26 protein-coding genes are annotated in these 26,730 nt (G+C 27.0%); 6 read left to right on the forward strand and 20 right to left on the reverse strand.

What is annotated here, in order from left to right:
* Positions 1-53: 53 nt before the first annotated feature.
* Positions 54-662 carry a transcriptional repressor LexA gene (gene lexA, locus I4V51_RS08420; RefSeq protein WP_243281454.1) on the reverse strand — a complete coding sequence of 203 codons (609 nt, stop codon included), beginning with the start codon at positions 660-662 and terminating at the stop codon, positions 54-56.
* A 141-nt stretch (positions 663-803) separates the two neighbouring features.
* Here lexA and I4V51_RS08425 point away from each other — a divergent pair, with 141 nt between their 5' ends.
* Positions 804-1,205 (forward strand): hypothetical protein, encoded by a 402-nt coding sequence (locus tag I4V51_RS08425; protein WP_195987946.1) that lies wholly within the window; start codon positions 804-806, stop codon positions 1,203-1,205.
* Positions 1,206-1,322: 117 nt separating this feature from the next.
* Here the strand turns inward: I4V51_RS08425 and I4V51_RS08430 are convergent, their stop codons facing one another.
* The 6 genes from I4V51_RS08430 to purB all read right to left on the reverse strand — a co-directional run bounded on the left by I4V51_RS08430 (position 1,323) and on the right by purB (position 9,243).
* A complete protein-coding gene (locus I4V51_RS08430) occupies positions 1,323-2,270 on the reverse strand; it encodes a tyrosine recombinase XerC (RefSeq protein WP_243281459.1) in 948 nt (315 codons plus the stop codon).
* Positions 2,271-2,816: 546 nt separating this feature from the next.
* Positions 2,817-3,005, reverse strand: a complete 189-nt coding sequence (locus I4V51_RS08435) for a hypothetical protein (protein WP_195987948.1) — start codon at positions 3,003-3,005, stop codon at positions 2,817-2,819.
* 109 nt (positions 3,006-3,114) lie between these two features.
* Positions 3,115-3,726 (reverse strand): acetate uptake transporter, encoded by a 612-nt coding sequence (locus I4V51_RS08440; RefSeq protein ID WP_195987949.1) that lies wholly within the window; start codon positions 3,724-3,726, stop codon positions 3,115-3,117.
* A gap of 70 nt (positions 3,727-3,796) precedes the next feature.
* Positions 3,797-5,722, reverse strand: a complete 1,926-nt coding sequence (locus I4V51_RS08445; RefSeq protein ID WP_195987950.1) for an ABC-F family ATP-binding cassette domain-containing protein — start codon at positions 5,720-5,722, stop codon at positions 3,797-3,799.
* Between the two features lie 116 nt (positions 5,723-5,838).
* Positions 5,839-7,677, reverse strand: a complete 1,839-nt coding sequence (locus I4V51_RS08450; RefSeq protein WP_195987951.1) for a hypothetical protein — start codon at positions 7,675-7,677, stop codon at positions 5,839-5,841.
* Positions 7,678-7,812: 135 nt separating this feature from the next.
* Positions 7,813-9,243, reverse strand: a complete 1,431-nt coding sequence (gene purB, locus I4V51_RS08455; RefSeq protein ID WP_195987952.1) for an adenylosuccinate lyase — start codon at positions 9,241-9,243, stop codon at positions 7,813-7,815.
* A gap of 137 nt (positions 9,244-9,380) precedes the next feature.
* Here purB and I4V51_RS08460 point away from each other — a divergent pair, with 137 nt between their 5' ends.
* Positions 9,381-9,605 carry a DUF378 domain-containing protein gene (locus I4V51_RS08460; protein ID WP_195987953.1) on the forward strand — a complete coding sequence of 75 codons (225 nt, stop codon included), beginning with the start codon at positions 9,381-9,383 and terminating at the stop codon, positions 9,603-9,605.
* 57 nt (positions 9,606-9,662) lie between these two features.
* Here I4V51_RS08460 and I4V51_RS08465 read toward each other — a convergent pair whose 3' ends face one another.
* The 9 genes from I4V51_RS08465 to I4V51_RS08505 form a co-directional block, all read right to left on the reverse strand.
* A complete protein-coding gene (locus I4V51_RS08465; protein ID WP_042398687.1) occupies positions 9,663-9,923 on the reverse strand; it encodes an HPr family phosphocarrier protein in 261 nt (86 codons plus the stop codon).
* A gap of 139 nt (positions 9,924-10,062) precedes the next feature.
* Positions 10,063-10,323 carry a stage V sporulation protein S gene (locus tag I4V51_RS08470; RefSeq protein ID WP_005212907.1) on the reverse strand — a complete coding sequence of 87 codons (261 nt, stop codon included), beginning with the start codon at positions 10,321-10,323 and terminating at the stop codon, positions 10,063-10,065.
* A 169-nt stretch (positions 10,324-10,492) separates the two neighbouring features.
* On the reverse strand, positions 10,493-12,019 hold the full coding sequence (rny, locus tag I4V51_RS08475) for a ribonuclease Y (protein WP_195988039.1): 1,527 nt from the start codon (positions 12,017-12,019) through the stop codon (positions 10,493-10,495).
* Between the two features lie 280 nt (positions 12,020-12,299).
* A complete protein-coding gene (gene recA / locus I4V51_RS08480; RefSeq protein ID WP_195987955.1) occupies positions 12,300-13,343 on the reverse strand; it encodes a recombinase RecA in 1,044 nt (347 codons plus the stop codon).
* Between the two features lie 169 nt (positions 13,344-13,512).
* The gene (gene pgsA, locus I4V51_RS08485; RefSeq protein WP_195987956.1) at positions 13,513-14,100 is read right to left on the reverse strand and encodes a CDP-diacylglycerol--glycerol-3-phosphate 3-phosphatidyltransferase; all 588 of its coding nucleotides are present in this window, start codon (positions 14,098-14,100) and stop codon (positions 13,513-13,515) included.
* Positions 14,084-15,421: a 30S ribosomal protein S12 methylthiotransferase RimO gene (rimO, locus tag I4V51_RS08490; protein WP_195987958.1), complete on the reverse strand. Its 1,338-nt coding sequence runs from the start codon at positions 15,419-15,421 to the stop codon at positions 14,084-14,086. The genes pgsA and rimO overlap by 17 nt, the downstream gene beginning before the upstream one ends.
* Before the next feature lie 73 nt (positions 15,422-15,494).
* Positions 15,495-17,885, reverse strand: coding sequence for a DNA translocase FtsK (locus tag I4V51_RS08495; RefSeq protein WP_195987964.1), 2,391 nt, complete (start codon positions 17,883-17,885; stop codon positions 15,495-15,497).
* Positions 17,886-18,023: 138 nt separating this feature from the next.
* Positions 18,024-18,782 carry an ATP-dependent Clp protease proteolytic subunit gene (locus I4V51_RS08500; protein WP_195987967.1) on the reverse strand — a complete coding sequence of 253 codons (759 nt, stop codon included), beginning with the start codon at positions 18,780-18,782 and terminating at the stop codon, positions 18,024-18,026.
* A 57-nt stretch (positions 18,783-18,839) separates the two neighbouring features.
* Positions 18,840-19,544: a hypothetical protein gene (locus tag I4V51_RS08505; protein ID WP_195987969.1), complete on the reverse strand. Its 705-nt coding sequence runs from the start codon at positions 19,542-19,544 to the stop codon at positions 18,840-18,842.
* Between the two features lie 500 nt (positions 19,545-20,044).
* Here I4V51_RS08505 and I4V51_RS08510 point away from each other — a divergent pair, with 500 nt between their 5' ends.
* The gene (locus tag I4V51_RS08510; protein WP_195987971.1) at positions 20,045-20,434 is read left to right on the forward strand and encodes a PadR family transcriptional regulator; all 390 of its coding nucleotides are present in this window, start codon (positions 20,045-20,047) and stop codon (positions 20,432-20,434) included.
* 31 nt (positions 20,435-20,465) lie between these two features.
* Here I4V51_RS08510 and I4V51_RS08515 read toward each other — a convergent pair whose 3' ends face one another.
* Positions 20,466-21,074, reverse strand: a complete 609-nt coding sequence (locus tag I4V51_RS08515) for a hypothetical protein (RefSeq protein ID WP_195987973.1) — start codon at positions 21,072-21,074, stop codon at positions 20,466-20,468.
* 139 nt (positions 21,075-21,213) lie between these two features.
* Between I4V51_RS08515 and I4V51_RS08520 the strand changes: the two genes are divergently transcribed.
* On the forward strand, positions 21,214-21,651 hold the full coding sequence (locus tag I4V51_RS08520) for a hypothetical protein (protein WP_195987975.1): 438 nt from the start codon (positions 21,214-21,216) through the stop codon (positions 21,649-21,651).
* A gap of 24 nt (positions 21,652-21,675) precedes the next feature.
* Here I4V51_RS08520 and I4V51_RS08525 read toward each other — a convergent pair whose 3' ends face one another.
* Entirely contained in the window at positions 21,676-22,692 is a 1,017-nt protein-coding gene (locus I4V51_RS08525) for a hypothetical protein (protein WP_195987977.1), read from the reverse strand.
* A gap of 298 nt (positions 22,693-22,990) precedes the next feature.
* Here I4V51_RS08525 and I4V51_RS08530 point away from each other — a divergent pair, with 298 nt between their 5' ends.
* Both I4V51_RS08530 and I4V51_RS08535 read left to right on the forward strand, forming a co-directional pair.
* Entirely contained in the window at positions 22,991-23,812 is an 822-nt protein-coding gene (locus I4V51_RS08530; protein ID WP_195987980.1) for a tyrosine-type recombinase/integrase, read from the forward strand.
* 79 nt (positions 23,813-23,891) lie between these two features.
* The gene (locus tag I4V51_RS08535) at positions 23,892-24,218 is read left to right on the forward strand and encodes an inorganic pyrophosphatase (protein ID WP_195987982.1); all 327 of its coding nucleotides are present in this window, start codon (positions 23,892-23,894) and stop codon (positions 24,216-24,218) included.
* Between the two features lie 267 nt (positions 24,219-24,485).
* Here the strand turns inward: I4V51_RS08535 and I4V51_RS08540 are convergent, their stop codons facing one another.
* Both I4V51_RS08540 and I4V51_RS08545 read right to left on the reverse strand, forming a co-directional pair.
* Positions 24,486-25,403: an IS1 family transposase gene (locus I4V51_RS08540; protein ID WP_195987985.1), complete on the reverse strand. Its 918-nt coding sequence runs from the start codon at positions 25,401-25,403 to the stop codon at positions 24,486-24,488.
* A gap of 255 nt (positions 25,404-25,658) precedes the next feature.
* Positions 25,659-26,660, reverse strand: coding sequence for a DUF4003 family protein (locus I4V51_RS08545; protein ID WP_207745927.1), 1,002 nt, complete (start codon positions 26,658-26,660; stop codon positions 25,659-25,661).
* Positions 26,661-26,730 lie beyond the last annotated feature (70 nt).

Genomic DNA, 26,730 nt, shown 5'->3' on the forward strand with positions numbered 1-26,730 from the left:
CACCTTAAATTAAAATAAAAAGAGTCATACAATATTGTATGACTCCTTAAGTATTAATATGTCCTAAATAACCCAACTAATTTACCTAAAATTTTGCAATCATCAACTATGATAGCTTCCATGTTATCATTTTCAGGTTGTAATCTAATATGATTTTTTTCTTTATAAAATCTTTTAATAGTAGCTTCATTTTCTATTAATGCAACAACTATTTCACCGTTATTTGCTGTTTTACATTCTTCTATTATAGCTAAATCTCCATCAAATATTCCAGCATTAATCATACTATCACCACTTATATTAAGCATAAATAATTCTTTATTATGACTAACATAATCAAGTGGAATAGGGAATATATCCTCTACATTTTCATTTGCTAATATCGGCAAACCAGCAGTTACTTTTCCTATAATAGGAATGTTAACCATCTCTTTTTTTACTGAATTATCTATTATCTCTAACGCTCTTGGTTTAGTAGGATCTCTTTTTATTAAACCTCTACTTTCTAAACGTTTAAGATGGCCATGAACTGATGATGTAGATTTTAATCCTACAGCTTCGCAAATTTCTCTTACTGAAGGAGGGTATCCTTTGTTATCGGTGTAAGTTTTTAAGAATTCATATATTTCATTTTGTTTTTCGCTTACTTCACGCATTTTCAACACCTCACTTATTTAAATATATTATACCATATACAAAATACAATATCAAACTTATGTTCTTTATAATAATAATATTTATTATTGAAATATTATTAAATAACTGATAGAATAATAAGGTTAATAAAACTAGGTGGTGATTTTATGACTTATAAATATACTGAAGACGATTATTGTGATTTATTTTCTAAGAAAATCTGTGATAATTGTGGAAAATGCTTAGAGGAAGATGGTATCGATATTAGAGCCATCAATATTGATGATATAGCTAAAACTGTTGAAGAAAATGCATTTATTGAAGAAGAGTTAAAAAACGCTTTAGAAGCTTTAAAAGAAGAGAAACAAGATTCTGAAAACTCTTCAGAAGAAGAAGGGCTTACTTTAGAAAATTATAATGATATTTTAAATAACTTAGATAATAACGAAGATTATGTTGATGCCTTTGATAATATAGTTTACTTTGATGAACTTGGAGTAGATAACGATACAGAATTAGAAGAATTAACAGAAGAAATTTATCCAGGTATAAGAAAAATAAAAAAATAGAAAATATAAAATTAAAAAGAAACTCATTTTATTTTTGAGTTTCTTTTAATTTTTTATATATTTTTTTGATTTTTTAATATCAAAATGCTATTTTTACGAGTACAGAACATATGTTCTTTAAACATTTTTTATGTTAGCTAAAGGATTTGAATTAGCAGCCTCTCTTAAGATTTCTTCATCTACATGTGTATAAATTTGAGTTGTAGATATATTCTCATGACCTAAAATACTTTGCAAACTTCTAATATCAACATTTCCATGCTTATACATTAAAGTAGCAGCAGTATGCCTAAGTTTATGAGGTGTATACTTAGCATTGGTTAATCCCGCATTTTTAACATGCTTTTTAACTAACAATTCTACAGTCCTCTTATTTATTGGTGTATTTCTAGATGATAAGAACAAATACTTTTTATTTTCATCTGTAGCTTTAGAATCATTTCGTTTAGCTAAGTAATTACTTATGGCTGATATACACGCTTCATTTAAATATACAGTTCGTTCTTTATTACCTTTTCCTATTATAGTTAAAGTATCCTCTTTAATTTTATCTATTTTTATTGAGCACAACTCCGATAAACGCATTCCACAGTTTAGAAATAAAGTTAATATACAATAATCTCTTAAATAATTACAATTACTTGTATCTAAGGAGGAGAGTAGTGAAACACTTTCATCTAATGTAAGATATATTGGATGTCTTTTATTTATCTTAGGTGATTCCAATTCTGCTGCTGGATTAGATGTTACTATTTTAGCCTTTCCTTGTAAATAATTAAAGAACGACTTAAAAGTAGCTACCTTTCTAGCTCTAGCATAGTTTCCATTACTCCTTTGCTTTTCAACAAAAGATAAAAATGCATAAAGATCTGTCAAAACAATACTCCTTACAAATTCTTCACCTAAATCATTTATAGGTATATCTTCAAACTCTATATCATCTGGTATATGATAACCTTTATAGACCTTTAAATATTTGAACAACAAGCATAGATCAATTTTATATGCTTCTATAGTATTATTTGACTTACCTTTAATGGTTTCTAAATAATTTAAAAAATCCATTATAACTTTAGGTAATTTATTTATTTGTTGAACTTCAATACCAAATCTATTTTTAATATTATTAATATACTTTTCATCATCATTTATAATTGAATTTATATTAATTTTACTTTTTGTTTTCTTATTATTTGAATTTTCTATTTCAGACATTTAAATCCCCCTAAAATCCTACTTTAACATTAATTTCATTATATCATAGGTATTTTATGCTAACAATACATTTTATTTCGCTAAATGGTTATTTAGCGAAATAAATTTTAGAGTTTTTTTGGTGTTTTTTTGATTTTTTACTCTTATTTTTATTCTATTCTCTATTATTCTTATATATTTTACAAAACTCTCTTATCTATAAACCCACTATTTTTTCACTTAACATTATTATTCAATTTTTACTTTATTTCTCACTTCGATTTGTACAAATTTTTAATTTCAACTTTTTATTAACTTTAGTATTTTTACTTCAATGAAAAATAAAAAATTTATTATTTTTTTAAATTGCCATCTTTATCTATACAAAAAAAAATAAAACGTATATAAAAATACGTTTTATTTTTCAATCTCTACAATTTTAATAACTAAATCACTTTTTAATAATTCTGATTTAGAAAAACCTTTTCTAAAACATCTTATTTGTTTATATTTTTCTCCATTCATTTCAAAATCAAGAACATCAATACGATCACCACTATATATTATAGGATCCTTTTGCCCTTTAATATTAATCTTAATTTTCATAACTTACTCCTTTGTTTCAATTATACCTTTAGTATACATCATGATTTTAAATTTATAAAGAAAAAAGGAAAAGTTTATATAAACCTTTCCTTATCTTTATGAATTTAATTTACTTTTTGAAAATCCCAAACGGTTTTCCTACTGGTACAAATACTCTTCCAAAATGTTTATTTAATACAGCTGCTGCAGAACCATAGAATGACATTATTGCTATTAATAATTCAGACCATGCAGCTAACCCATGTGAAAACTCAGGCATAATACCAAAAGAATTTAATGATAAACCTATGAATAAGAAATCAATTAAAACAAATATTATAAATAATACTTTGTGAGTTTCCATTGCACCTATTGTCATAAATGCAGTAAATATTAAGTAACCTAAGAAAGCAAATCCTAATTGCTTAGTATCTGTAGCTTGAGCTAACTTTTCTCCAAATACTCTATTTTGAATTAACCATGTGAATCCCATTGAGTACCAGAAGAATGCATAAGCACCAAATGCTGTTGCTCCAAAAGTATTATCATGTTTAAAATCGTTAATACAAGCAAATAATTGAGCTGTTGCTCCTAAGAATATAGCCCATGGCAATACTAAAGATACTCCTGAAGTCCACCCTAATTTTTGAGATGAAGCAACTAAAGTAATTATAGCTAGTCCAAATAAACCTAATGCTGACGGATCAGCAGTAACAATTTTTATCTTTTGCGTGTTTTCCATTTTTTCCTCCTAAGAAACATTTATTATGACCTAATCAAGATTATCAGAAACTGCTTATCTTGTCAACGATTTATACTCTATTATTATTATATTCCTCTATTCTTTTAGCAATCTCCTCTAAATATTCTTGACGCTCATATTTTTCTAGCAGCTCCTCTTCTAATTTTCCCTTTTCCTGATCCAATTCATTTAACAAACCATAACTACTAGAGTTTTTCTCCATTTCCTCTTCTATCCCTGCTATTTTTAATTCTATAGCCTCAATATCATTATAAATATTTTCAAATTCTTTTTGTTCCTTAAAAGTAAACTTAGGTCTTTCATCTTTATTCTTAACGTACTCTTTTTTCTTAGTAGATTCTACCTTATTCCCCTGTTCACCTTTTTCCTTCAAGAACTTTATTTCTCTATTTATTAAATAATCACTATAATTTCCATTATATATATTAATTAATCCTTTATTCTCAAAAGAAAAAATCTTATTACAAATTCTATCTAAGAAATATCTATCATGAGATACAACTATTACAACACCAACAAATTCATCAATAAAATCCTCTAATATTTTTAGAGTTTCTATATCAAGATCATTTGTAGGCTCATCTAGTATAAGAACATTAGGAGCCTCCATTAGAACCCTCATTAAGTGTAATCTTCTTCTCTCTCCTCCTGATAGTTTTTCAATCATAGTATACTGCATTGTTCCATCAAATAAGAATCTTTCCGCCAATTGAGAAGCACTTATTTTACTACCATCCTCTGTTGGTATCCACTCTCCACCTTCCCTTATATAATCAATAGCCTTCATAGTTAAATCCATATGAGAATCATCTTGAGTAAATGTTGCTATTTTTACAGTTTCTCCAACCTCAACCTCTCCTCTATCAGGATTAATTGAACCTCTTATTAAACTTAAGAGAGTCGTCTTACCAACACCATTATTTCCTATTATACCTATTCTATCTTCCTTTAAAATGGTATAGTTAAAATCATTTATAAGATTTTTATCTCCATAACCCTTACATATGTTATGCATCTCAATAATCTTCTTACCCAATCTAGTACCTATGAAAGACATTTCAACACTTGGCTTTTGCGCTATATAATCTTGATTAACTAACTCATCAAATCTTTGAAGTCTAGCTTTTTGTTTTGTTGTTCTAGCTTTAGCACCTCTTCTAACCCACTGTAATTCTTTTTGAATTAACTTTTGTCTTTTCTCCTCTGATACTGATTCTACTTCTAACCTTTCAGCCTTTTTCTCTAAGAAGTCACTATAATTACCTACATATTGATAGATATTACCTCTATCTAACTCCAATATCCTATTAGATACTCGATCTAAGAAGTATCTATCATGAGTAATCATTAATAGAGCTCCTTTTCTATTATTTAAATATTCTTCTAACCACTCTATAGAATCTGAATCCAAGTGGTTTGTAGGCTCATCTAAAACTAATAATTCGCAAGGTTTGATTAATGCAGAAGCTAAAAATACTCTTTTCTTTTGACCACCTGATAAAGAACCCATTTTCAGTGTATAATCCTTTATTCCAAGTTTATTTAGTATTACCTTTACTTCACTTTCTAAGTTCCACAAATTTAAAGTATCTATTTTTTCTTGAATTTTAATCAGTCTATTATTATCCTCTTCATTAAAACCATTAGAACTCATTTTTTCCAATAACTCTTCATACTCCATTAACAATTTCATTTCAGGAGTATCACCTTTAAATATTTGCTGAAGCACAGTTGCATCTAAATCAAAGGGTGAGTTTTGTTCTAAATACTCTATCCTAACACCTTTACCCTTAGTTAAAGTTCCTTCAAAAAATTCATCCTTACCAGTTACAATTTTTAACAAAGTAGATTTTCCACTACCATTTAAACCTATAACTCCAATCTTATCTCCTTCATTTATACCAAAAGATACATTATTTAATAGTATTTTTTCACTATAAGTTTTACTAATATTTTCAATGTTTAATAAATTCATTTTTTTCTCCTTTGATTATTCATTTCATTCACTAATTTTATCATATTTTAATGATATAGTTCAAATTTAATAAAAAAATAAGAGATATCTTATTTTAGATACCCCTTATTTTTTTATTATTCATTTATTAATTTGTGTATTTTTTCTACTTCATCATTTTTACTTAACCACCAATTTCTATACCACACAAAAATTATTTTATCCTCCGAATTAATTAAATCTATTATTTTAATAAGTTCTTCATAGTCAAAAAACTCTTTATTATTTATATATATGATTTTATTTTTTTCCTTATTAAAATTAACATATATTACTGAAATATCATCATCTTCCCTAAAAATAGTATATCCTAAATTATTAAGCATTTTAAAAATATTTCTATCTAATCTTTCATTACATTTTTTATTTTCTTTAACATTCTTCTCCTCTATTTGATTATTCAATTCTGACTGACTTACAATTAAATCAAATTTTTCATCTATCTTATCTTTACATTGTTTATATTGATCCTCATCTAAAATTAATATAGGAAATATATTTAATAACAATTCACCATTTTCTTCATTATATCTATTATCACATAACTTATCTACATTAACACTATCAAGTTTTATATTTTTTCTTTCACAAAAACCTTTTATCCCCTTAATACAACTTTCTCTTAAAGCTTGTATTAGAATTTTGTTATAGGATTTTAATGATTCATTTAATTTATTTATCTTTTCATATACTTTATTATAAGAATTTATAGTATCTGCTCTTTCATTTTCTACATATTCTATCTGTTTATAAAAATAGTAATTTTCTATAAATTCTAATATATTGATTAACTCTCTCTTATCATCTATTTTTTCATATATATATTCTAAAATTTTAATTAATTCCTCATCTAACCTCTTCACCTTCTTTTCTAACGTTAAATAATCTTTATAAATAGATAACGTTTCTTTTATATATAAAATATAATTATATAACTCTTCTTCATTTATAATACAATTATTTATTTTATCTAAAACTTCATTTTTAAATACCTTTTTTACGAAAGAGAATGAATTAGAAAAAAGCTTTAAATTTTCTATGTTTTCTATATATTGATTATATATTAACTCTTCCTTCTCATTATACTCCTCATATCTTTTCTTTTTCTCATTAATCATTTCCTTATATCTTTTTATTCCAATGTACTTATACCATTTTAACCTTTCTATATCATCCAATATATTCTTATTATGCTTATAGTTCACATTTTTAGCTATTTCCTTAATCTGATCATTACTATAATTTTTATAATAAACTTTATCCTCCTGAAAATCACTGGTATAATCATTAAAATAAATTGGTGGTATAAATGCAAAGGTATTGTTTAACACTCCACTTAATTTTTTAATTATATCATCAATACAATTTTCTTGAATATCATCCCTAAGCACATCAAATCTCTTATTACTATTAAATTTTTTATATCTTATAAAGGTATTTACACAATTATTTTTTATTAATTCTTTTACCTTTTTTATTATAGTTAAACTATCATTTTCACTTATTACAGGAGCTTTACTTAATAAAGAATAATATTCAAACTCCTTATCTTTAAATTCAATATTTTTCTGAGTTATTGAATATAAATCATTTAAAGAGTATTTTATAGAATCTTTATCAATAAATCCAGAGAATATTTTAATAATATTTTCTGCATTATTAACAATTTGCCTTCTAAGAACTATCATTTTTTTTACTTCTAAATTCTTATAATTAGTATCACTTATAATTTTATCAATTTCTATATTCAAACTATCTTTATCAAATTTATTAATTATAAATTCTTTAAAATATATAATAAGTTCCTCTAAGTCATTTCCTTGCTTAATTATTGCAACCTTTTTGTTGTTTATTAAATTTTCTACTATATCATCAAAAGCTTTATTATTTAACATAAGTCTATATACACTATTCATAGTAATATTCTCCTCATACCCTTATTACTATATAAATATGTTTTCTCAATTAATTAGATTACTACGAATATGATTTTAATAAAAAAACTCGTTCCTGACATATGATTATGCCCTGAACGAGTCTTATGTTAATATTTATACATTTATTTCACTTTTTATATCAAGAGCATCTTTATTATCTCTTATAACCGGTTCTACATACTCTTCTATAAATTCAACAACTTGGCTTGGAGCTCTTCCAACAAACTTTTGTGGATCTATAATAGCTAAAATTTCTTCTTCACTTAAATTAAATGATTCATCTGCTATAATTCTTTCTATTAAATCATTATTTAAACCTTCACCTTTAACTCTTTGAGATGCAGCCATAGAATGAACTCTTACTCTTTCGTGTAATTCTTGTCTATCTCCGCCCTTTTTAACTGATTCCATCATTATATTTTCTGTAGCCATGAAAGGTAATTCATTATTAACATGACTAGCAATTACTTTATCATATACAACCATATTTTCAGCTATATTAATATATAAGTTTAATACTCCATCTAAAGCTAAGAACGCTTCCGCAACAGATATTCTCTTATTAGCTGAATCATCTAAAGTTCTTTCAAACCATTGTGTAGAAGCTGTTATAGCAGGATTTAACGCATTTACAATTACAGTTCTAGCTAAGGCACCAATTCTTTCACTTCTCATAGGGTTTCTCTTATAAGCCATTGCAGATGATCCTATTTGATGCTTTTCAAACGGTTCTTCAACCTCTTTCATACTTTGTAATAATCTTAAATCATTACTAAACTTGTATGCACTTTGAGCAACCTCAGATAATGTATTTAAAACTATAGAATCTACTTTTCTAGGATATGTTTGACCAGTTACTCCATAACTTTTATCAAATCCCATTTTTTCAGCAACATATGTATCTAACGCTTTAACTTTAGCTTCATCACCTTCAAATAAATTCATAAAACTAGCTTGAGTACCAGTTGTTCCTTTTACTCCTCTTAATTTTAATTTAGTTAATAAGAAGTCAATGTTTTCTATATCTAAAACTAAATCTTGCATCCATAAAGAAGCTCTTTTACCTACTGTAGTTAATTGAGCAGGTTGGAAATGTGTAAACCCTAAAGTTGGCATATCTTTGTATTTCATTGCAAAATTAGAAAGGTGATATAATACAGTTACTATTTTTTTCTTAGTTAATAATAAAGCATCTCTCATTATTATTATATCAGTATTATCACCAACATAGCAGCTTGTAGCTCCTAAATGTATTATTCCCTTTGCATTTGGACATTGTAATCCATAAGCATGAACATGACTCATAACATCATGTCTAACTTCCTTTTCCTTCTTAATAGCTTCTTCATAATTTATATTATCTATATTAGACTTTAATTCATTTATTTGTTCATCAGTAATATTTAAGCCTAACTCTTTTTCACCTTCAGCTAATGCAACCCATAGCTTTCTCCAAGTTGAAAATTTCATATCATCAGAAAATATATAACTCATTTCCTTTGATGCATATCTTGAGTTTAATGGCGAATTGTATAAGTTTGTCATTTGAATACCTCCGAATATTTTTTATCATTCATTTAATATAATTCGTATTATATCATATTTTTATTTAGTTTGTAAGTTATAATTTCAAAAAAAATTTCATATTATTTTATATAAATATATAATACGGAGGAATTATTATGTGTAAATTAAATCTCTTTGACAAACTCTCTGCTATTCTTGTTTTATTAGGTTCATTTAATTGTGGTGGCATCGGCCTTTTCAGCACTAATATTATCGCTTCTTTAGTAGGTAATAACGTTATTATTTTTAGAATAATATATATTTTAATCTTAGTCGGCGCAATCGATTTGATTTCACTTTTATTTAGATGTAATATTTTTAAAACAATAAATAATAATTAATTCCACTACATAAAAATTAACAAAATAAAAAAAAGTGCATAAAGCACTTTTTTTATTTTAGTCTTCTAAAGTTTCGATTAATTTAGCGATTTCTTCAGCTGCTAAAGTTTCATCATCACCACTAGCAGTAACTGTGATGTTAGCTCCTTTAGTAACTCCTAAAGATAAAACACCGATTAAGCTTTTAACATTAGCTTTCTTTCCGTTAAACTCAATGCTTACATCTGATTTGAAAGATGAAGCCTTTTTAACTAATAAAGTCGCTGGTCTTGCATGTAAACCAGTTCCATTGTTTACTATTACTTCTTTAGATACCATTAAACACACCTCTTTACGTATAATATATTATATATCTAACGATTACATTATATAACGTCTTTCAAAGAATTTCAATACTAAAATACTTTTTAATAAAAAAGTTAAGCATTTTTTATTCTCAAATCGTTTTCTTATATGTTTATCTAGGTTGAACTATTAGTTTTATAGCAGTTCTTTCCTCTCCATCAATTTCTATATCTGTAAAGGCAGGCACACATACTATGTCTCTTCCGCTTGGTGCTACAAAGCCCCTTGCAATTGCTATAGCCTTTACCGCTTGATTTATTGCACCTGCACCTACAGCTTGTATTTCTACAATATTCTTTTCTTTAATTATTGCTGCTAACGCACCTGCCACTGAATTTGGATTAGATTTTGTTGATACTTTTAATACTTCCATTTGTATTTCTACCTCCTGATTTTAAAATCGTTTACATCTAATAACATATAGTTACTTATATGATTATATATTCTACAAAATACTTAAATCTCCTTCTTTAATTTCAAAAAAATTTTTATAAATAAAAAAAATACATTTTGTACTCATACAAAATGTATTTTTTATTTATTTATTTAGCAAAATCCACAGCTCTTATTTCTCTTATTACATTGATCTTAATTTGCCCTGGATACTCTAATTGTTCTTCAACACTCTTAGCTAAATTACGAGCTAACTCTATTGAACCAGCATCGTCTAATTGTTCTGGTTTAACCATAATTCTAATTTCTCTTCCAGCTTGAATGGCATATGACTTATCTACGCCCTCATAAGAATTTGCAATTTCTTCAAGTTTCTCTAATCTCTTAATATAAGCTTCTAGCGTTTCTCTTCTTGCTCCTGGTCTTGCTGCTGATATTGCATCAGCCGCTTGAACTAAAACAGCTTCTAAAGACATCATTTCTACATCGCCATGGTGAGCTGCAATAGCGTTTACCACTAAAGGTGATTCATGATACTTTTTAGCAAAATCTCCTCCTATTAAAGCGTGAGGACCTTCTTGCTCTTGATCTATTGCCTTACCAATGTCATGCAATAAACCTGCTCTTTTAGCTAAATTTACATCAAGACCTAGTTCTGAAGCCATAACGCTTGCTAAGTATGCAACTTCTATTGAATGTTTTAAAACATTTTGACCATAGCTAGTTCTATACTTCAATCTTCCTAAAAGTCTTATAATTTCAGGATGTAAACCATGTACTCCTGTTTCTAAAGTCGCTTGTTCGCCTTCTTCTTTAATATCATTTTCAACATCTTTTTTGGCTCTTTCAACCATTTCTTCAATTCTAGCTGGATGTATTCTTCCATCTACAATTAATTTTTCAAGTGCTATTCTAGCTACCTCTCTTCTTATAGGATCAAAGCTAGATAAAATAACAGCTTCTGGAGTATCATCAATTATTAAATCTACTCCTGTTAATGTTTCGAGTGTTCTTATGTTTCTACCTTCTCTTCCAATAATTCTGCCTTTCATTTCATCATTTGGCAATGCAACCACATGAACTGTTGATTCAGATACATGATCCGCTGCACATCTTTGAATCGCAGTAGTTATAATTTCTCTAGACTTTTTATCAGCCTCTTCTTTAGCTTTTGACTCAATTTCTTTAATCAATAAAGCTGCATCGTGAGAAACTTCTTTTCTAACTTCTCCTAGAAGAATTTCTTTCGCTTCTTCCGTTGTTAAATTGGAAATCCTTTCCAATTCTTCTCTTCTTTTTACGTATAACTGCTGAACGTTTTCTTCCATTTGATCAATTTCTTGCAATCTCTTATTGATAGTTTCTTCTTTCTTTTCTAAAAGATCACTCTTTTTGTCTAAAGATTCTTCTCTTTGAAGAATTCTTCTTTCAAGCCTTTGAATTTCATTTCTTCTCTCTCGAGAATCTCTGTCTAAATCATTTCTTAGTCTGTGAACCTCTTCTTTAGCCTCTAAAATAGCTTCTTTTTTAGTTGCTTCTGCTTCTTTCTTAGCTTTTTCTACTAAATCATCTGCTTCTTTTTCTAAAAATAAAACCTTCTTTTGTGTGGCTTTTTGTATAGCTTTGTATACGATAAAACCGAATACTACTAATAATAAAATATCGACCAATATCATTGGTAATATATTATCCAAACTAACACCTCCTCGTAAAATCTCTATTTATATTTGAATAGAGAACGTCTAGGTGTCATATTATTCTCACTGTCCCTTTGAATATGATAAACCAGTATTTGTTATTATTTTACCTTAAAAACAAAATTATGTCAAGATTAGTTGATTGGTATATAGATATAAGAAAATACATCTATATCCTTCATTTTTAGTATTTCCTATTTGAATAATATATATTAAAGGACTATATAATTAATATTAATTATATAGTCCTTATTATTACTTATTTATTTTCTTTTTTATCTATCTTTTTACTTTTATCTTCCATTAAAGGCAACTCGTGCTTTGCTCTTATCTTATTTTCTATTTCTAATGCAACTTCTGGATTTTCCTTTAAATATTGTTTAGCATTTTCTCTACCTTGACCTAATCTTATATCACCATAAGAGAACCAAGCTCCACTCTTTTGAACAATATTTTCTTTAACACCAACATCAACAATATTACCTGTTCTAGAAATTCCTTCATTGTACATAATATCAAATTCAGCTTGCTTAAATGGAGGAGCAACTTTATTTTTCATTATCTTAACTCTTGTTCTGTTACCAACAATTTCATCACCTTGTTTTATTGAATCTATTCTTCTAACATCCATTCTTACACTTGAATAGAACTTAAGAGCTCTACCACCAGTAGTTGTTTCTGGATTTCCAAACATAACTCCAACTTTTTCTCTTAATTGGTTTATAAAGATAACTACACATTTAGATTTGTTAATTGTACCTGTTAACTTTCTTAATGCTTGAGACATTAATCTAGCTTGTAAACCAACATGAGAGTCTCCCATTTCACCTTCTATTTCGGCTCTTGGAACTAAGGCTGCAACCGAGTCAACTACAAGAACGTCTATAGCTCCTGATCTAACTAATGCTTCAGCAATCTCAAGACCTTGTTCTCCTGTATCTGGCTGAGATACAATAAGACTTTCTGTGTCTACACCTAAATTTCGTGCATAACTAGGATCTAATGCATGTTCAGCATCTACGAAAGCTACTGCTCCACCTAATTTTTGAGCTTCTGCAGCAATGTGTAATGCAACTGTTGTCTTACCTGAACTTTCTGGACCGTAAACTTCTATTATTCTTCCTCTAGGAACTCCACCAATTCCTAAAGCTATATCTAAATCAAGGCAACCAGTTGAAATTGAATCTATATTCAAAGTACTGTGCTCACCTAATTTCATTATAGAACCTTTACCAAATTGCTTTTCAATTTGACTCATCGCATTCTCAATTGCTTTTAACTTATTTTCATCTATATTTGCCATAAAATAACCACCCTTTCATGAACATTTGTTCTTCTATGAATAAATTATAATTTATATTTAATTTATAGTCAACATTTATTATCTTTTTTTATATATTAAAAGTTCCTACTATAAAATATAGAAGGAACCTTTTTTTAAAATTATATCCATTTACTCCACTTTTAAACATCTATTTCATAGAAATAGCATTTTTATTTTTCACAAAATAATCAACACCTGAAATAATTGTTATTAAAACAGCTATAAACATAATAGTTTCTGGTACATAAGCAAAGAAACCACTTAGGAAGCTATTGTTATTTACAAAATTAATTGCACTTAAAGATGAATTAATATTTACCTTTATTAACAATAGTAATATTGCTATCATCTGTGTTACTGTTTTAATTTTTCCCCACCAGCTAGCTGCTATAACTATACCATCTGAAGCAGCTAATGTTCTTAATCCAGATACCGCAAACTCTCTTGCAAGAATAACAACTACAGCCCAACCAGGCACTAATTTAAGTTCAACTAGAGAAACCAATGCTGCTGTTACTAATAATTTATCTGCTAACGGATCCATAAATTTTCCGAAATTAGTTATTTGATTTCTACTTCTAGCTATATGACCATCTAATTGATCAGTTAATGATGCTACGATAAACACAACAGTAGCTATTATTGACCCATAAGGAATATCTTTTACAGTTATAAAAATCAAAAAGACAGGAACTAAAAATATTCTAATCATTGTCAGTTTATTTGCTAAATTCATCTAAAACCTCTCCCATTAAATCGTACTCCATAACATCATGAATCTTAACTTTTACTATATCACCTAAATTTAACGATTTTTCTTTTTTTATATAAATAAGACCATCAATCTCTGGAGCCATTTCGTAGCTTCTTCCAGTGTAATATTCTCCATTATTTCCATCTATAATAATATCATAAATATTTCCTATTTTCAATTGATTTTGAGCTTTAACAACTTTTCTTTGAAGGGCCATAAGATTCTTTTGACGATTTATTTTAACCTCTTCATCAACTTGACATTCCATTTTAGCTGCTGGAGTATCTTCTTCTTGAGAGTAAGCAAAAACTCCTACATTTTCTAACTTATATTCCTCTAAGAACTTCTCTAATTCTTCAAAGTTTTCCTCTGTTTCTCCCGGGAATCCAACAATTAAAGATGTTCTTAACGCTATCCCTGGGACTTTAGCTCTTAAAGTCTCTATTTTATTTATAATAGCTTCTTTATTAGTTCTTCTTCCCATTTGTTTTAGAACACTACTACTGATATGTTGAATTGGTAAATCTAAATACTTAACAACTTTTTCGTTATTTGCTATTTCTTCAATTAATTCATCAGTAATTTCTTCAGGGTAACAATATAAAAGTCTTATCCATTCAACACCTTCAATTTTAGATATCTTAGATACTAAATCATGAAGCATTCTTTTGCCATAAATATCAACTCCATAATCAGTTAAATCTTGAGCAATTAAGATTATTTCCTTAACGCCATTATCAGCTAACATTTTTATTTCATCTAAAATATTTTTTTCTAATCTACTTCTAAACTTCCCTCTAATTTTAGGAATTATACAGTAAGTACAAAAATTATTACAACCTTCAGCAATCCTTACATAAGCAGTATGATTTTTAGTTGTTAATAATCTAATACCTTCATTTATCCCTTCATCACTATATGAAGCTGATGAAATTCTTTTGTGATCCTTTATAAAATCTAATATTAACTTGTGTAATTTCATATAATCATTAACACCAATTAATATATCTATTTCTGGAATTAACTCTAATAACTCATCTCCATATCTTTGAGTTAAACATCCTGTAGCAATAAGCATCTTACAATTATATTTATTTTTATATTCTGCCATTTCTAAAATTGTATCTATAGATTCTTGCTTTGCACTTTCTATAAATCCACATGTATTAACAATAATTATGTCAGCTTCTTTTGCATCATTAGTTATCTCATAATATTTGTTTATAGATCCTAATATTAATTCAGAATCAACTCTATTTTTATCACACCCTAAGCTAACCATTCCAACTTTATATTTTTCCAAAATAATTTCCTCCTAAGTTCAAATAATAATACTTATTGTAATTTAACTACATTATATTTACAAGTATTTTATACTATTGATTATCATACACATCTTCTTTTTCAATTAACACCTGTCTTGGTTTACTTCCATCTTTCTCTGAAATAACCCCACGCTCTTCTAATTCATCCATTATCCTAGACGCCCTATTAAATCCAACTCTTAGTTTTCTTTGGATAAATGATGTTGAAGCTTGCTGATATTCAATAACTATCTTCATTGCTTCTTCCAATAACTCATCACCCTCATTAGTTATTACAGCTTCAGTATTAACTTCATTGTTTATATGATTTAATATATCTTCTGAATAATCCATATCTTCATCAGCCTGCTTTATAAATTCAACTACATTTTCAACCTCTTCTTCAGAAATGAATGCCCCTTGAACTCTAACTGGCTTGTTTTCACCAATAGGATAGTAAAGCATATCCCCTCTTCCTAGCAACTTCTCTGCTCCAACTTGATCAAGTATAGTTCTTGAGTCTGTTCCAGAAGAAACAGCAAAAGAAACCCTTGATGGTATATTGGCCTTTATAACCCCTGTTATAACATCTACTGATGGTCTTTGAGTAGCTATAATCAAATGCATACCTGCCGCTCTAGCCATCTGTGCTAATCTACAAATATAATCTTCTACATCATTTGGACATGCCATCATTAAATCTGCAAGTTCATCTACAATAACTACTATATAAGGTAACTTTTCTTGTATTTCACCTTTTTCAAATAAATTATTATAGGATCCTATATTTTTAACTTTCATTTGTGAAAATAAGTTATATCTTTTATTCATCTCATTAACTGCCCAATTCAAAGCTCCAGCAGCTTTTTTAGGATCTGTTACTACAGGAATTAATAAATGTGGTATTCCATTATAAACACTTAATTCAACAACTTTTGGATCAACCATAAGAAGCTTAACTTGTTCAGGTGAATATTTATATAACAAACTTATTATAAGAGAGTTTATACAAACAGATTTTCCAGAGCCTGTTGCCCCAGCTATTAACATATGTGGCATTTTACTTAAATCACCAACAATACATTTTCCAGTGATATCCTTACCTAATGCAAAAGCTAAATTTTTATTAGTACTTGTAAATTCCTTAGAATCAAGAACTTCTCTTAAAAATACTGGAGATTGCTTCTTATTAGGCACTTCAATACCAATAGCTGCTTTTCCTGGAATTGGTGCTTCCATTCTAACTCCATCAGCAGCTAACCCCAAAGCAATATCATCTTGTAAATTTACTATTTTAGATACTTTAACTCCTGGACTTGGTTGTAATTCGAATCTTGTTACAGAAGGTCCTTTAGTAACTTGTACTACTTTAGCTTCTACTCCAAAATTAGAAAGTGTTTCTTCTAATTTATTTGCATTTTCAATTAAATCTTTTTTATCTTCATTTTTTAATTTAAGTTTAGAATTTACATTTAATAAATCCATAGTAGGAAACAAATAATCCTTTTTAATACTTTCACCTACTTGATTTATTGAATGTTCTATCTCTTTACTTAAAACTTCTTTATCTTCATGAGATAAATTTTTATTATGCTTCTTTAAATTATTATTTTCATTTTCTACAAAATTATTTTTGTTATAAACTTCAGTATTTTCTAAATTAAAATCCTGAAGAGGATTAGAATCTTGAAGCTCTGAATTTTTCATAAAGTCTAGTATTTGTATTTTATTATTTATTCCCTTTATAAATTCTTCCTTTTCATTTGCAACATCCGGAACAACAACTTCAATAGTATCATTACTAATAACCTTTTCTCTTTTCCTTTTAGTATTTACTTTATTATTTTCCTTATTTTCGTTTTTCGAGAATCCAATACCTATAAATGTAGTTATCATCTTCTTAACCTTTATATAAACATCATATAAAGTTATATCCATTAGCAATATCATACCTATTAAAATCAAGGTGCTATACAGTATATAACTTCCTATATACCCAATAAGCTTCGATAACGGATATGTAATTAAAAAACCAAAAAATCCTCCATGAAGAGAATAATTATCCGAAAAATGCATTTTTTTAATCATTTCTAAAAAACCTTCATTATTATATGCAGATCCACTCATAAACTGAATGGACATTGTACTACAAAATAACCAAATAACAATAGCTAATAAAGTAATACTAAAAAATCTCCTAGAATATTTTATCGTCCCCTTAGACCTTATTGTATCTATTCCAAAATAAATAAGATACACTGGTATAAGATATACTACCACCCCAAAAACGTTATACATAGTTCTTCTGGATAATACAGATAAAATACCTGCTAAATCTGTATAAGTTGAAAATGCTAATAATATTCCTATAGCTATATATAATACCGCTTTAACATCGCCCTTCTTTTCAGTAGATTCACTACCTTTCTTTTTCAAATTTCTTTTTTTACTCCCTGTTCCCATCAAATCACCTCTATATTAAAAAAACATCATTTTTAGCAAATTTTATTATATTATAGCTTATAAATATTTTAAACACATTTCAACTAAAAAAGAAACTCCTTTTACAGGAATTTCTTTTTCTTTTATTTTATTTATCTTTTATTGATCTTCTCTTATAAGTTCATCTAATTTATCTAAGGCATCTTTTATGCCACCAACATTATCTATTAAACCACATTCAACAGCTTGTTGACCAATTAAAATTGTTCCCATATCGTTTAGTAATTCATCTGATTTTAACATCATACGTTCTAACTCATCTTTATCTATTTTTGATGTCCTAACAATAAAATTATTTATTCGCTCTTGCATTTTCTTAAAATAATGGAATGTTTGAGCAACACCAATAACAAACCCATTCATTCTAACAGGATGAACTATCATTGTAGCTGACGGAGTAATAAATGAATAATCTGCAGATGTTGCTAATGGAACGCCTATAGAATGTCCGCCTCCAATTACAATTGAAACTGTTGGTTTTGATAAAGAACATATCATTTCTGCTATTGCTAAACCAGCCTCAACATCACCACCTACTGTATTTAATACAATTAGTATACCTTTTACCTTATCATTTTGCTCCATTGAAATTAATTGTGGTATTATATGTTCATATTTTGTAGCTTTAGTTTGAGGTGGTAAAACTACATGCCCTTCTATTTGACCTATTATCGGTAATATTTGAATGCTTTGATCAGGACCTGTCATATTATTTGTTCCTAATTCTTTAATTTCAGAAACTTTTGCTTGCTCTTTTTTTAGTTTTTCTTCTTCATTATCTCCTTGTTTTTCTTCTTCAGTTACACTTATACATTTTAATTGTTGATCAATATCTTTTCCATAATTTTCATTACTCATAATTCTTTAGTTACCTCCATATAGATATTTATTTTTCACTGTATTTTAAATATGATTTTATCCTCTAATATCTAAAACAACAGCATAAAGTATTTTCCCATTTTTATAAGTCCCTTCAACTCCAACTACTATTTTTTTATCTAACTCCGGAACTCTTATAGTTCCTCTCTTCATTTCTAATTCTTTAATTTCATCATCCCATATGTAAGCTCTAACTTTTATAGGCTCTTCACTAAATTCAAAGTTTATCACCTCTCCAGCTCTAACTTTTAAAGAAGGCTTTTTTAAAAGCAGTTGATAATCGTCAAAGTTAGTTTTATCTAGCTCACTCTCAGTATTTTCATTTTCTATAACAAAATGATATGAGCATAAATATTTAGTTGAGTGCTTTCCCCTCAATCTTACTATTAAAGAAGGTATATACTCACTTTCTTTACTTTTCTTTTCTTTCTTATCATCCTTATTATCCTCATCCTTTTTTTCTACATTTTCACTTTCATTCTCTCCTAACTCTTCTCTCTTTTCTTGTTCTTTTTTCCTAATTTCCTCTAGCCTTTGTTGGTCTATTTGTCTCCTTTCCTCTTTTAATTCCTTTTTCAACTCTTCTAAAGTTTTATATGGCTCATTTTCTATATTTTCATTCTGTTCTGCACTTTCGTTTTCTTCTTTAACGTCAGCTGGTTCTGAATATGCCATACTACAATTTAAAGCTATTAAAATAATTAAAATTAAGCTAAATAGAACTGTATTTTTTTTCATCATACAACACCTCTAGAGTTTCTTTCTAAAATAGTTTTCCCCTAATATTGCAAATAAATTTATTATAAATAAAAAAGTGCACCAAAAATTTGATACACTTTTTGGTACACTAAGCTATAAATTACCAGCAACCGCCACCGAAGAATAATAATAAAATTATCCACCAAGCCCAGCCGCCACAGCCACAGCCTCCGCAGCCGCCCCAGCCGCCACAATTACCATAGCCGCCATAGCCGCCACAACCTCCGTAACCGCCGCATCCGCAATTGTTATAATTGCAAGGAGTACAACAAGTGCAACAACAATTATTTTGGCAGCAATTGTTTCTTCTGCAACAACACTTCTTTGACATGTTTCCCATCTCCTATCATTGGTACTTTAATATATAATATTCAACTTTACTTTTTTATGTTCACTAATCTGAATATATTCTTTATAATTAGACATCATTTATATTTTTTGTTATTATAATCATATATTGTAATCTAAGGAGTGATACAAGTATGAATACCAATCGAAATAGACTTATAGCACCTAGAAATGTTGTTAATACAAAAATGCTATATTCATTTTATATATTAAAAGAATTATCAAAAGGAGAAGTTATATTTGGTAATAAGGTGCTTGAAGCATTTAAAGATGTATTTCAAAGTTCAAATTTACCATTTCCAGTATCCTCTAGTACAATTTATGAGACATTATACGATCTTGAAAGCAAAGGTTATGTCATAAGTAAATGGACAGGTGATGATTTCTTAAATAAAAGAAGTAAAAAAATCTATTCTATTACTGATGACGGTGTTTATTATTATAAGCATCACATAGCTGACTATATAGATAATTTAAAAAGAACAAAAAACACTTTAGATTTGATGATTGAGATGTTGAAATAAAATAAAAGATGATGAGTATATTCATCATCTTTTATTTTTCATGTTCCGAGTTGCAAATTTCATCTAAAGACTTAAGAACATTTCTATATCCCTCTTTCATCAAAGAATCATTATATAGCTCCTTATAACTTATATAGTCAATATTCTTAGATAAAACTTTTAAATAATTACTTCCATAAATTTTTTCCAAAACATTTTTATAGGCATTTCTAACAATAATACCATCTACAGAACCATTGTTCCAGTAAAACTCAACCTTCTTAGAACATTCTTCTAAAATTCCATATAGTTGATATATATAGCTTAACTCCTTTAAAGAATACTCTCCACATAAAGATGCAACTATTTTGTGGTATTCTTTATAAATAGGTATAGAGTTATAAAAAGAATAATTATCTTCTTTTTGTAAATATCTTATACTTTGGTATATTGCATTACAAAAATCCAATCTAATAATATTTGCATTAACATACTTTTCTTCACATTTACATTGTTGTTGATAATTTAAATTTTCTTTTTGAAGCCTCTTTTGTTCATGCAAGGAAAATTTGCTTATAAACCAACTACAAATAGCTCCAATTGCCGAACCTAACACTAATCCTCCAGCGGATATTAAAGCCGTAACAAGTGCAATAGGCAAAAAAATCACTCCTTACACATAATATTATGCAATATAATTGCCACATAAATATTATTTTTATAATTTTAATATTTTATGTCTATTTTTAAACTTTTGCATAATATATTTATTAATAACAATTATAAAAGGAGGAATAAACTTGTCTTTTGCAATGAGTAATTATATGAAGTCATCATATATTAAAAAAATCTCATTAGAAAAATGTATTAAGAATAATAATAAATTAGTTCTTTATTTTTCATCTAAAGATTACGATAAAGTAAGCTTTTCTATGATAATAATAAAAAACACTAAAAATAGAGAGGAATTAATTTGTCCATTTTCAACTGATTTACCAAATACATTAACCCTTGATTTAAGTACTCTTTGGTCTTATTTTACCGATTATGAAGGTTCTATTTTTATAAATGCTCAAAATAGTACAAGCGAAACAATACTAATCCCTATATTACCACAAAAAAATATAATAACCTTTGAAAATAGTATAAATAATACAGATTTTAAATGGTTTATAAGAGTTTTAGATAATGGTGAACTACGACTTTCTAGTATAGTTAACAAAAAAACACTAGGCTAATCCCCTAGTGTTTTTATATTAAAACTATTTTCCATTTTTTATTTGATTCATAGTTAACTTCATCTCATATAATTCATCTTTTAATTTATTAATAATATCGTTTGCTTCCTTTAATTCCTTAGTATTAATTTCATCATATTCCTTTAAAGCTTTATCCTTTTCAAAGTTAATTTTTGCTATTTCGTTAGCTTTTTCAAGCAATATTTCCTGTATTTGTTTATTTAATCCATTGCTATACTCTTTATACTCATTTCTTTCCTTTCTTAATTCAGCAATTTCAACAGTATATCTTTCATTATCCTTCTTTAAATATTCAAAACTTTGAGAATCTATTTTAGATTCAGTTAACTGTGATTCTAATATTCTTAGCTTTTCCTTTAAATTAGAGTTTTCTTCTTTAAAAGATCTATTTTCTGCAGTTACATCTGAAAGAGATGATATATGCAACTGTAGATTTTCAATAATTTTAGACTTTTCATTCAATTCTTTTTCAACTGTAGTTAACGCTAAGTTAACTCTACTAAAACTTTCTTTTGTATCTTCTAATTCTTTACTTTTATTATGGGTTTCTATCTCATTTTCTTTTATTCTTTTTAATAAAGAATTGTTTTCGTCCTGCAATAAAGATATAACTCTATCCTTTTTCTTTATTTCACCCTTAATTTTCTCTGTACATTTATCTTCTATATATGTAGCCATCTCCAATGAATTAACAAAACAACCTTTTATGGACTCCATAAGGAAATTAAATCTTTCAATTTCAGCTTTTCTATCTGAAAATTTATCATTACTCTCTAATTTAAAGATTTCATACTGATTTAGTAATGCAATTACCATACTTTCAGCGTCTTCAAAACTTGTTTGAAGCAAATTTAATCTTTCTTTTGTAGATTTTTTTAATTTTAACCCTTTAGTTTCTATTTTTTCTTTATCTTCTTGTCGTAAGTCAATACTATTTACATCATTCTCAATAATTATTTCACTATTATTTTCATCTATTTTATCTTCATTTTCGCTAATTTTATCATTATTTTTCGTCATACTAAAACCTCTTTCATTTCATTGTAGTTAACTGAAGTTAACTAAGTTAACTTTAGTTAACTTTGTACTTCAATTATAACATAGAAAAAAATGAATTTCTATAAAAATTTAGCAATATTGTCTAGAGAAAAAACTGCGCACATTCCCGAATGTGCGCAGTTTTTTATAGAAGCGTTGATATTAAGCCATTTATATGGTATCATAAATATATAAAAATACAAAATACGCAGTTTTTAAAAACAAAACACGCAGTTTTATTTTGAGTAAAAATCGATTTGTACGAGAAAGGAAATTTTAAATGAATTTAAATAATGAAATGCTAGAGATGATGAAATTCTACGAATTTTATAAACAAATGAAAGCACATGAAGAAAATAATGAGTTTACTAATAAAACTAAAGAAAATCTACCCAAAACAGAGGGAGCAAACAATATTTCTAAAAAAATAGCTCAAAAAACAGAGGGAGCAATTTTAAATGATAAAATTTCAAGTAAATTTGGTGAAAATATAAAAGAAGAAGGTAAAAAGAAAAATTATAAAGCAACAAGACCATTAGAGGTAGAAGAATATGAAACAATAATCAAATTATGTAAGGAAGGCTTTAGTTATTATGATAAAAACACAGGGAGAGAAAGAAAATTTAGACCAAATCCATCTTTGGCATTTGCTTTAGCACTTCAAGCAACTTTAGGATTTAGAGCTTCAGATATAGTTAATTTAAAGGTTTCAGATTTTAATAGAAGTAAATTTGCCATAAAAGAAATAAAAACAGGTAAGTGGCAAAATAGAGATTTAAATGATTCAATGTATAACAAGTTATTAGAATATGCAGTAAATAACAAATTAGATAAGGATGATTTTATTTATCCAAACAAAGTAAGAAACATGCAGCAACAATTAAAAATTATTACTGATTATTTAGGATACAAAAATATTGGTACACACTCATTTAGAAAACTTTTTGCTCATACATTATATGAAGAATCAGGACACGATATCGAATTAGTTAGACATGTACTAAATCATTCTGATATAAAAACAACTATGAGATATTTAGGTGTAAGTATGAAGAAGTTAAAAGAGATGAGTAGTAAAATTGACTTCTCTTATGCACTATAAAACAGAGGGAGCCAATAAAAATTATAAACTATAAGCTTAAATTTATATATTATCTAATATTATTAAGAGGAAGTGCTATATGAATAAATTTGTAAAAGTAATTATAGATAGGCCTTTAGGGAGTTATCATCCTACTCATAAATATATTTACTACACTGTAAATTACGGCTATATTCCAGAAGTTATGGCTGGAGATCTTGAAGAACAAGATGCTTATGTTTTGGGTGTAGACATCCCCCTACAAGAGTTTGAAGGAGAAGTTATTGCTATAATACATAGAAAAAATGATATTGAAAATAAATGGGTTGTTGTACCTACAGGCACTAAACTATCCGAAAAACAAATTCAAGAATTAGTACATTTCCAAGAACAATATTTTGATATCTTTATTGAGATGCTTATATAAACTATTTAATTCTTATCTATACAAAACTGTTATATTAAAATATTGGTAACAACAATTTAATATAACAGTTTTGTATAATAGTCAATATGAATACTTCTTACAATAGGTATTTATAAAGAAATAATTAATTTCATATAAAATTTTTAATAAAATTTTATATTCATGTAAATTAAGATATAATAAACAAGCCACTACACGCTTAAAATACTGGCCAAGTTATTTTTAATATTTTATATAATATTAAACCCCTACTATATATTTAAAAATTTATATATTTAGCTTCTTTAACTTTATATTCTTCCATGATATATAACTATTCACTTCATATATTGATTTATAATCAACATCATTTTCTTCAATTAGTTCCCTATTATTTTTATAATTGAACAATCTAAAATATAAATAGTGATCCAGATATTTAGTTGCAACTCCTCTAAATTTAACAAGCCATCTTTTTGTATTATTAGAATAACACTTATCTATAATATTATTACATTGTGGTTTTAATTTTGTTTTATAAATCTCATTAAACGCTTCAGAAAAAGCTTTTAACTTTCCATCAAAATGTCCTACAACATAGGAACCTTTCTCCAGTCTAGGAATTATATTATCACGCACTTCATATATACCAAAAATATTTCGTGCTGCAAAAATGGGAATTGAATCTGAAATATTATTTATTGCATTTACAACTACTATTTTGTCTCTTTTTTTATTTTCAAGTTCTCTAGAGCCTTTAAAATTCTCAGTTATTATCATCTTACTTAATTCAACATGATTATTTATTTTTTCAATATAATATTTCATTTTTAAATCAAATAAACATCTATGCCTCCAGAAAAAAGATGTAACAATTGTTATATTTAATTTTTCTGCACATTGCCTTATTGTAAGTCCTTCATTCAATAAAGAAAAATACTCTTGAAACTTTTGTTTAAATTTTTTAGAGTATCTAAATACATTATAAATTTCACTTGTAAAAGTTTTGCCACAATTAATATTCTTACATTTATATCTTTGGGCTTTATTATAATTACCATATTTAATAAATTCTTTATTTTTACAGTACGGGCATTTATCTATAGTTTTACTTTTTAACATTATAAAATTACTATCATTTATATTAGAATTAATTACTTTATATTTAGAGATATTTTTAATTAAGTTCTTATAAATATTATCCATATTATCACCAATCGTAATTATTAACAGGTTTATATGATTTTAAACATATATACTTAATTTAAAATCCATCTAGACAATAATGATACAAGGATTCTTAAAAATATCTTGATATTTAAAATACTTATATATTTGGTACAATACTATGGCGTTTTACAGATAACTCTATAAAATCTTCTAAAAATTTAAAGAGTAGATAGAATCATATATATTAAAATTCTATCTACTCTTTATAAATAACCGAAAACTATCAATATATTAAGATGATGATCCACTTGAAGCTGCTGCTGATGCTGCCGCCGCTGAAGAAGCGGCTATTATAGCTGTTTGCATAGCTATAACAACTGTTAATGCTACATTATTTGTACTATCTATAAGACTATCTTTTAAATCATTATCTAAATTATCTAAATACTCCATAGATACTAAAACTGTAGAAAGCATGTTTCTTAATTGACTTCCTAATGCAAAATTTCCAAATCCCTTATGAGTTTTTAACTCCTTACTTAATTCAACTACATTCTTTGCAAAGCCTTCTTTATTGTCAGTTAAAAAGCTAACAATTCCTAATAGAGGTAAATAAAAATCCTTTAATGGAACTTTATTTTCCTTTAAAACATAATACATTTCTATTACTTTTTTACACTTATCTTTTGAAGATAAATTTATTAATGATAATATATGTGATAAAGCTTGAATATTATTACTTGAAGAAATCTTTTCTCTTTTTATTAACTCATAACATTCTTCAATATCAGTAAATGTTTTTTCAATATCTGAAGATGTAGTAGCAATTATAGCTGCTGAAGAAATATCCTCTCTTCCAGTTAAGAATCTATGATTTTTCTTCATATAATCATAAGCAATTTTTGTATTTCTTACTGCATCATCAGTATTAATTCTATCTTTAGAATTAAAAATTATTTGAGCTGCTATAATTAAGTACTCACTACTTGAAAATTCTTCTTTTAATTTATTGTAAATAAAAATTATATCCCTTAAACTACTTTCCATATCCTCTTCTAGAGAAATAGCTATAGCTGTAGTTAATCTATTTGTGCCCCTAAAATTCGAAAATACAGATGTGTTTTCTTTTATTTTTTGTAAAGCTAAATTAATTCTATCTGAATCAATTTTATTATTTTTAATAGTAACTGCTAAAGCACTACACTTCTTTTGGACCTCATACATATTCCAAGAGCCCTTAATATCTTTTAAAGCATTATCATTTTCTAAAAACAAGTTGATTTTTTCGTTCATAATTTTCACCCCACAATTTTCCTTAAGTTAATTATAAGTTATTAATTACTACTTTTCAATATATTTTTTA

It is taken from the genome of Clostridium sp. D53t1_180928_C8, assembly GCF_015667795.1.
Lineage (GTDB): Bacteria > Bacillota > Clostridia > Clostridiales > Clostridiaceae > Clostridium.

What these genes read in the sequence shown, in the direction of transcription:
- I4V51_RS08445 (WP_195987950.1), bottom strand. Translation starts at nt 5,722, where the DNA reads ATGAATTTATTAAACATTGAAAATATTAGTAAAACTTATAGTGAAAAA.
- I4V51_RS08525 (WP_195987977.1), bottom strand. Translation starts at nt 22,692, where the DNA reads ATGACGAAAAATAATGATAAAATTAGCGAAAATGAAGATAAAATAGAT.
- I4V51_RS08435 (WP_195987948.1), bottom strand. Translation starts at nt 3,005, where the DNA reads ATGAAAATTAAGATTAATATTAAAGGGCAAAAGGATCCTATAATATAT.
- I4V51_RS08430 (WP_243281459.1), bottom strand. Translation starts at nt 2,270, where the DNA reads ATGGATTTTTTAAATTATTTAGAAACCATTAAAGGTAAGTCAAATAAT.
- I4V51_RS08540 (WP_195987985.1), bottom strand. Translation starts at nt 25,403, where the DNA reads ATGGATAATATTTATAAGAACTTAATTAAAAATATCTCTAAATATAAA.
- I4V51_RS08465 (WP_042398687.1), bottom strand. Translation starts at nt 9,923, where the DNA reads ATGGTATCTAAAGAAGTAATAGTAAACAATGGAACTGGTTTACATGCA.
- I4V51_RS08545 (WP_207745927.1), bottom strand. Translation starts at nt 26,660, where the DNA reads ATGAACGAAAAAATCAACTTGTTTTTAGAAAATGATAATGCTTTAAAA.
- I4V51_RS08440 (WP_195987949.1), bottom strand. Translation starts at nt 3,726, where the DNA reads ATGGAAAACACGCAAAAGATAAAAATTGTTACTGCTGATCCGTCAGCA.
- I4V51_RS08510 (WP_195987971.1), top strand. Translation starts at nt 20,045, where the DNA reads ATGAATACCAATCGAAATAGACTTATAGCACCTAGAAATGTTGTTAAT.
- I4V51_RS08535 (WP_195987982.1), top strand. Translation starts at nt 23,892, where the DNA reads ATGAATAAATTTGTAAAAGTAATTATAGATAGGCCTTTAGGGAGTTAT.
- pgsA (WP_195987956.1), bottom strand. Translation starts at nt 14,100, where the DNA reads ATGAATTTAGCAAATAAACTGACAATGATTAGAATATTTTTAGTTCCT.
- I4V51_RS08425 (WP_195987946.1), top strand. Translation starts at nt 804, where the DNA reads ATGACTTATAAATATACTGAAGACGATTATTGTGATTTATTTTCTAAG.
- I4V51_RS08460 (WP_195987953.1), top strand. Translation starts at nt 9,381, where the DNA reads ATGTGTAAATTAAATCTCTTTGACAAACTCTCTGCTATTCTTGTTTTA.
- I4V51_RS08450 (WP_195987951.1), bottom strand. Translation starts at nt 7,677, where the DNA reads ATGAATAGTGTATATAGACTTATGTTAAATAATAAAGCTTTTGATGAT.
- I4V51_RS08495 (WP_195987964.1), bottom strand. Translation starts at nt 17,885, where the DNA reads ATGGGAACAGGGAGTAAAAAAAGAAATTTGAAAAAGAAAGGTAGTGAA.
- I4V51_RS08505 (WP_195987969.1), bottom strand. Translation starts at nt 19,544, where the DNA reads ATGATGAAAAAAAATACAGTTCTATTTAGCTTAATTTTAATTATTTTA.
- I4V51_RS08530 (WP_195987980.1), top strand. Translation starts at nt 22,991, where the DNA reads ATGAATTTAAATAATGAAATGCTAGAGATGATGAAATTCTACGAATTT.
- rny (WP_195988039.1), bottom strand. Translation starts at nt 12,019, where the DNA reads ATGATATTGGTCGATATTTTATTATTAGTAGTATTCGGTTTTATCGTA.
- recA (WP_195987955.1), bottom strand. Translation starts at nt 13,343, where the DNA reads ATGGCAAATATAGATGAAAATAAGTTAAAAGCAATTGAGAATGCGATG.
- purB (WP_195987952.1), bottom strand. Translation starts at nt 9,243, where the DNA reads ATGACAAACTTATACAATTCGCCATTAAACTCAAGATATGCATCAAAG.
- I4V51_RS08500 (WP_195987967.1), bottom strand. Translation starts at nt 18,782, where the DNA reads ATGAGTAATGAAAATTATGGAAAAGATATTGATCAACAATTAAAATGT.
- I4V51_RS08470 (WP_005212907.1), bottom strand. Translation starts at nt 10,323, where the DNA reads ATGGAAGTATTAAAAGTATCAACAAAATCTAATCCAAATTCAGTGGCA.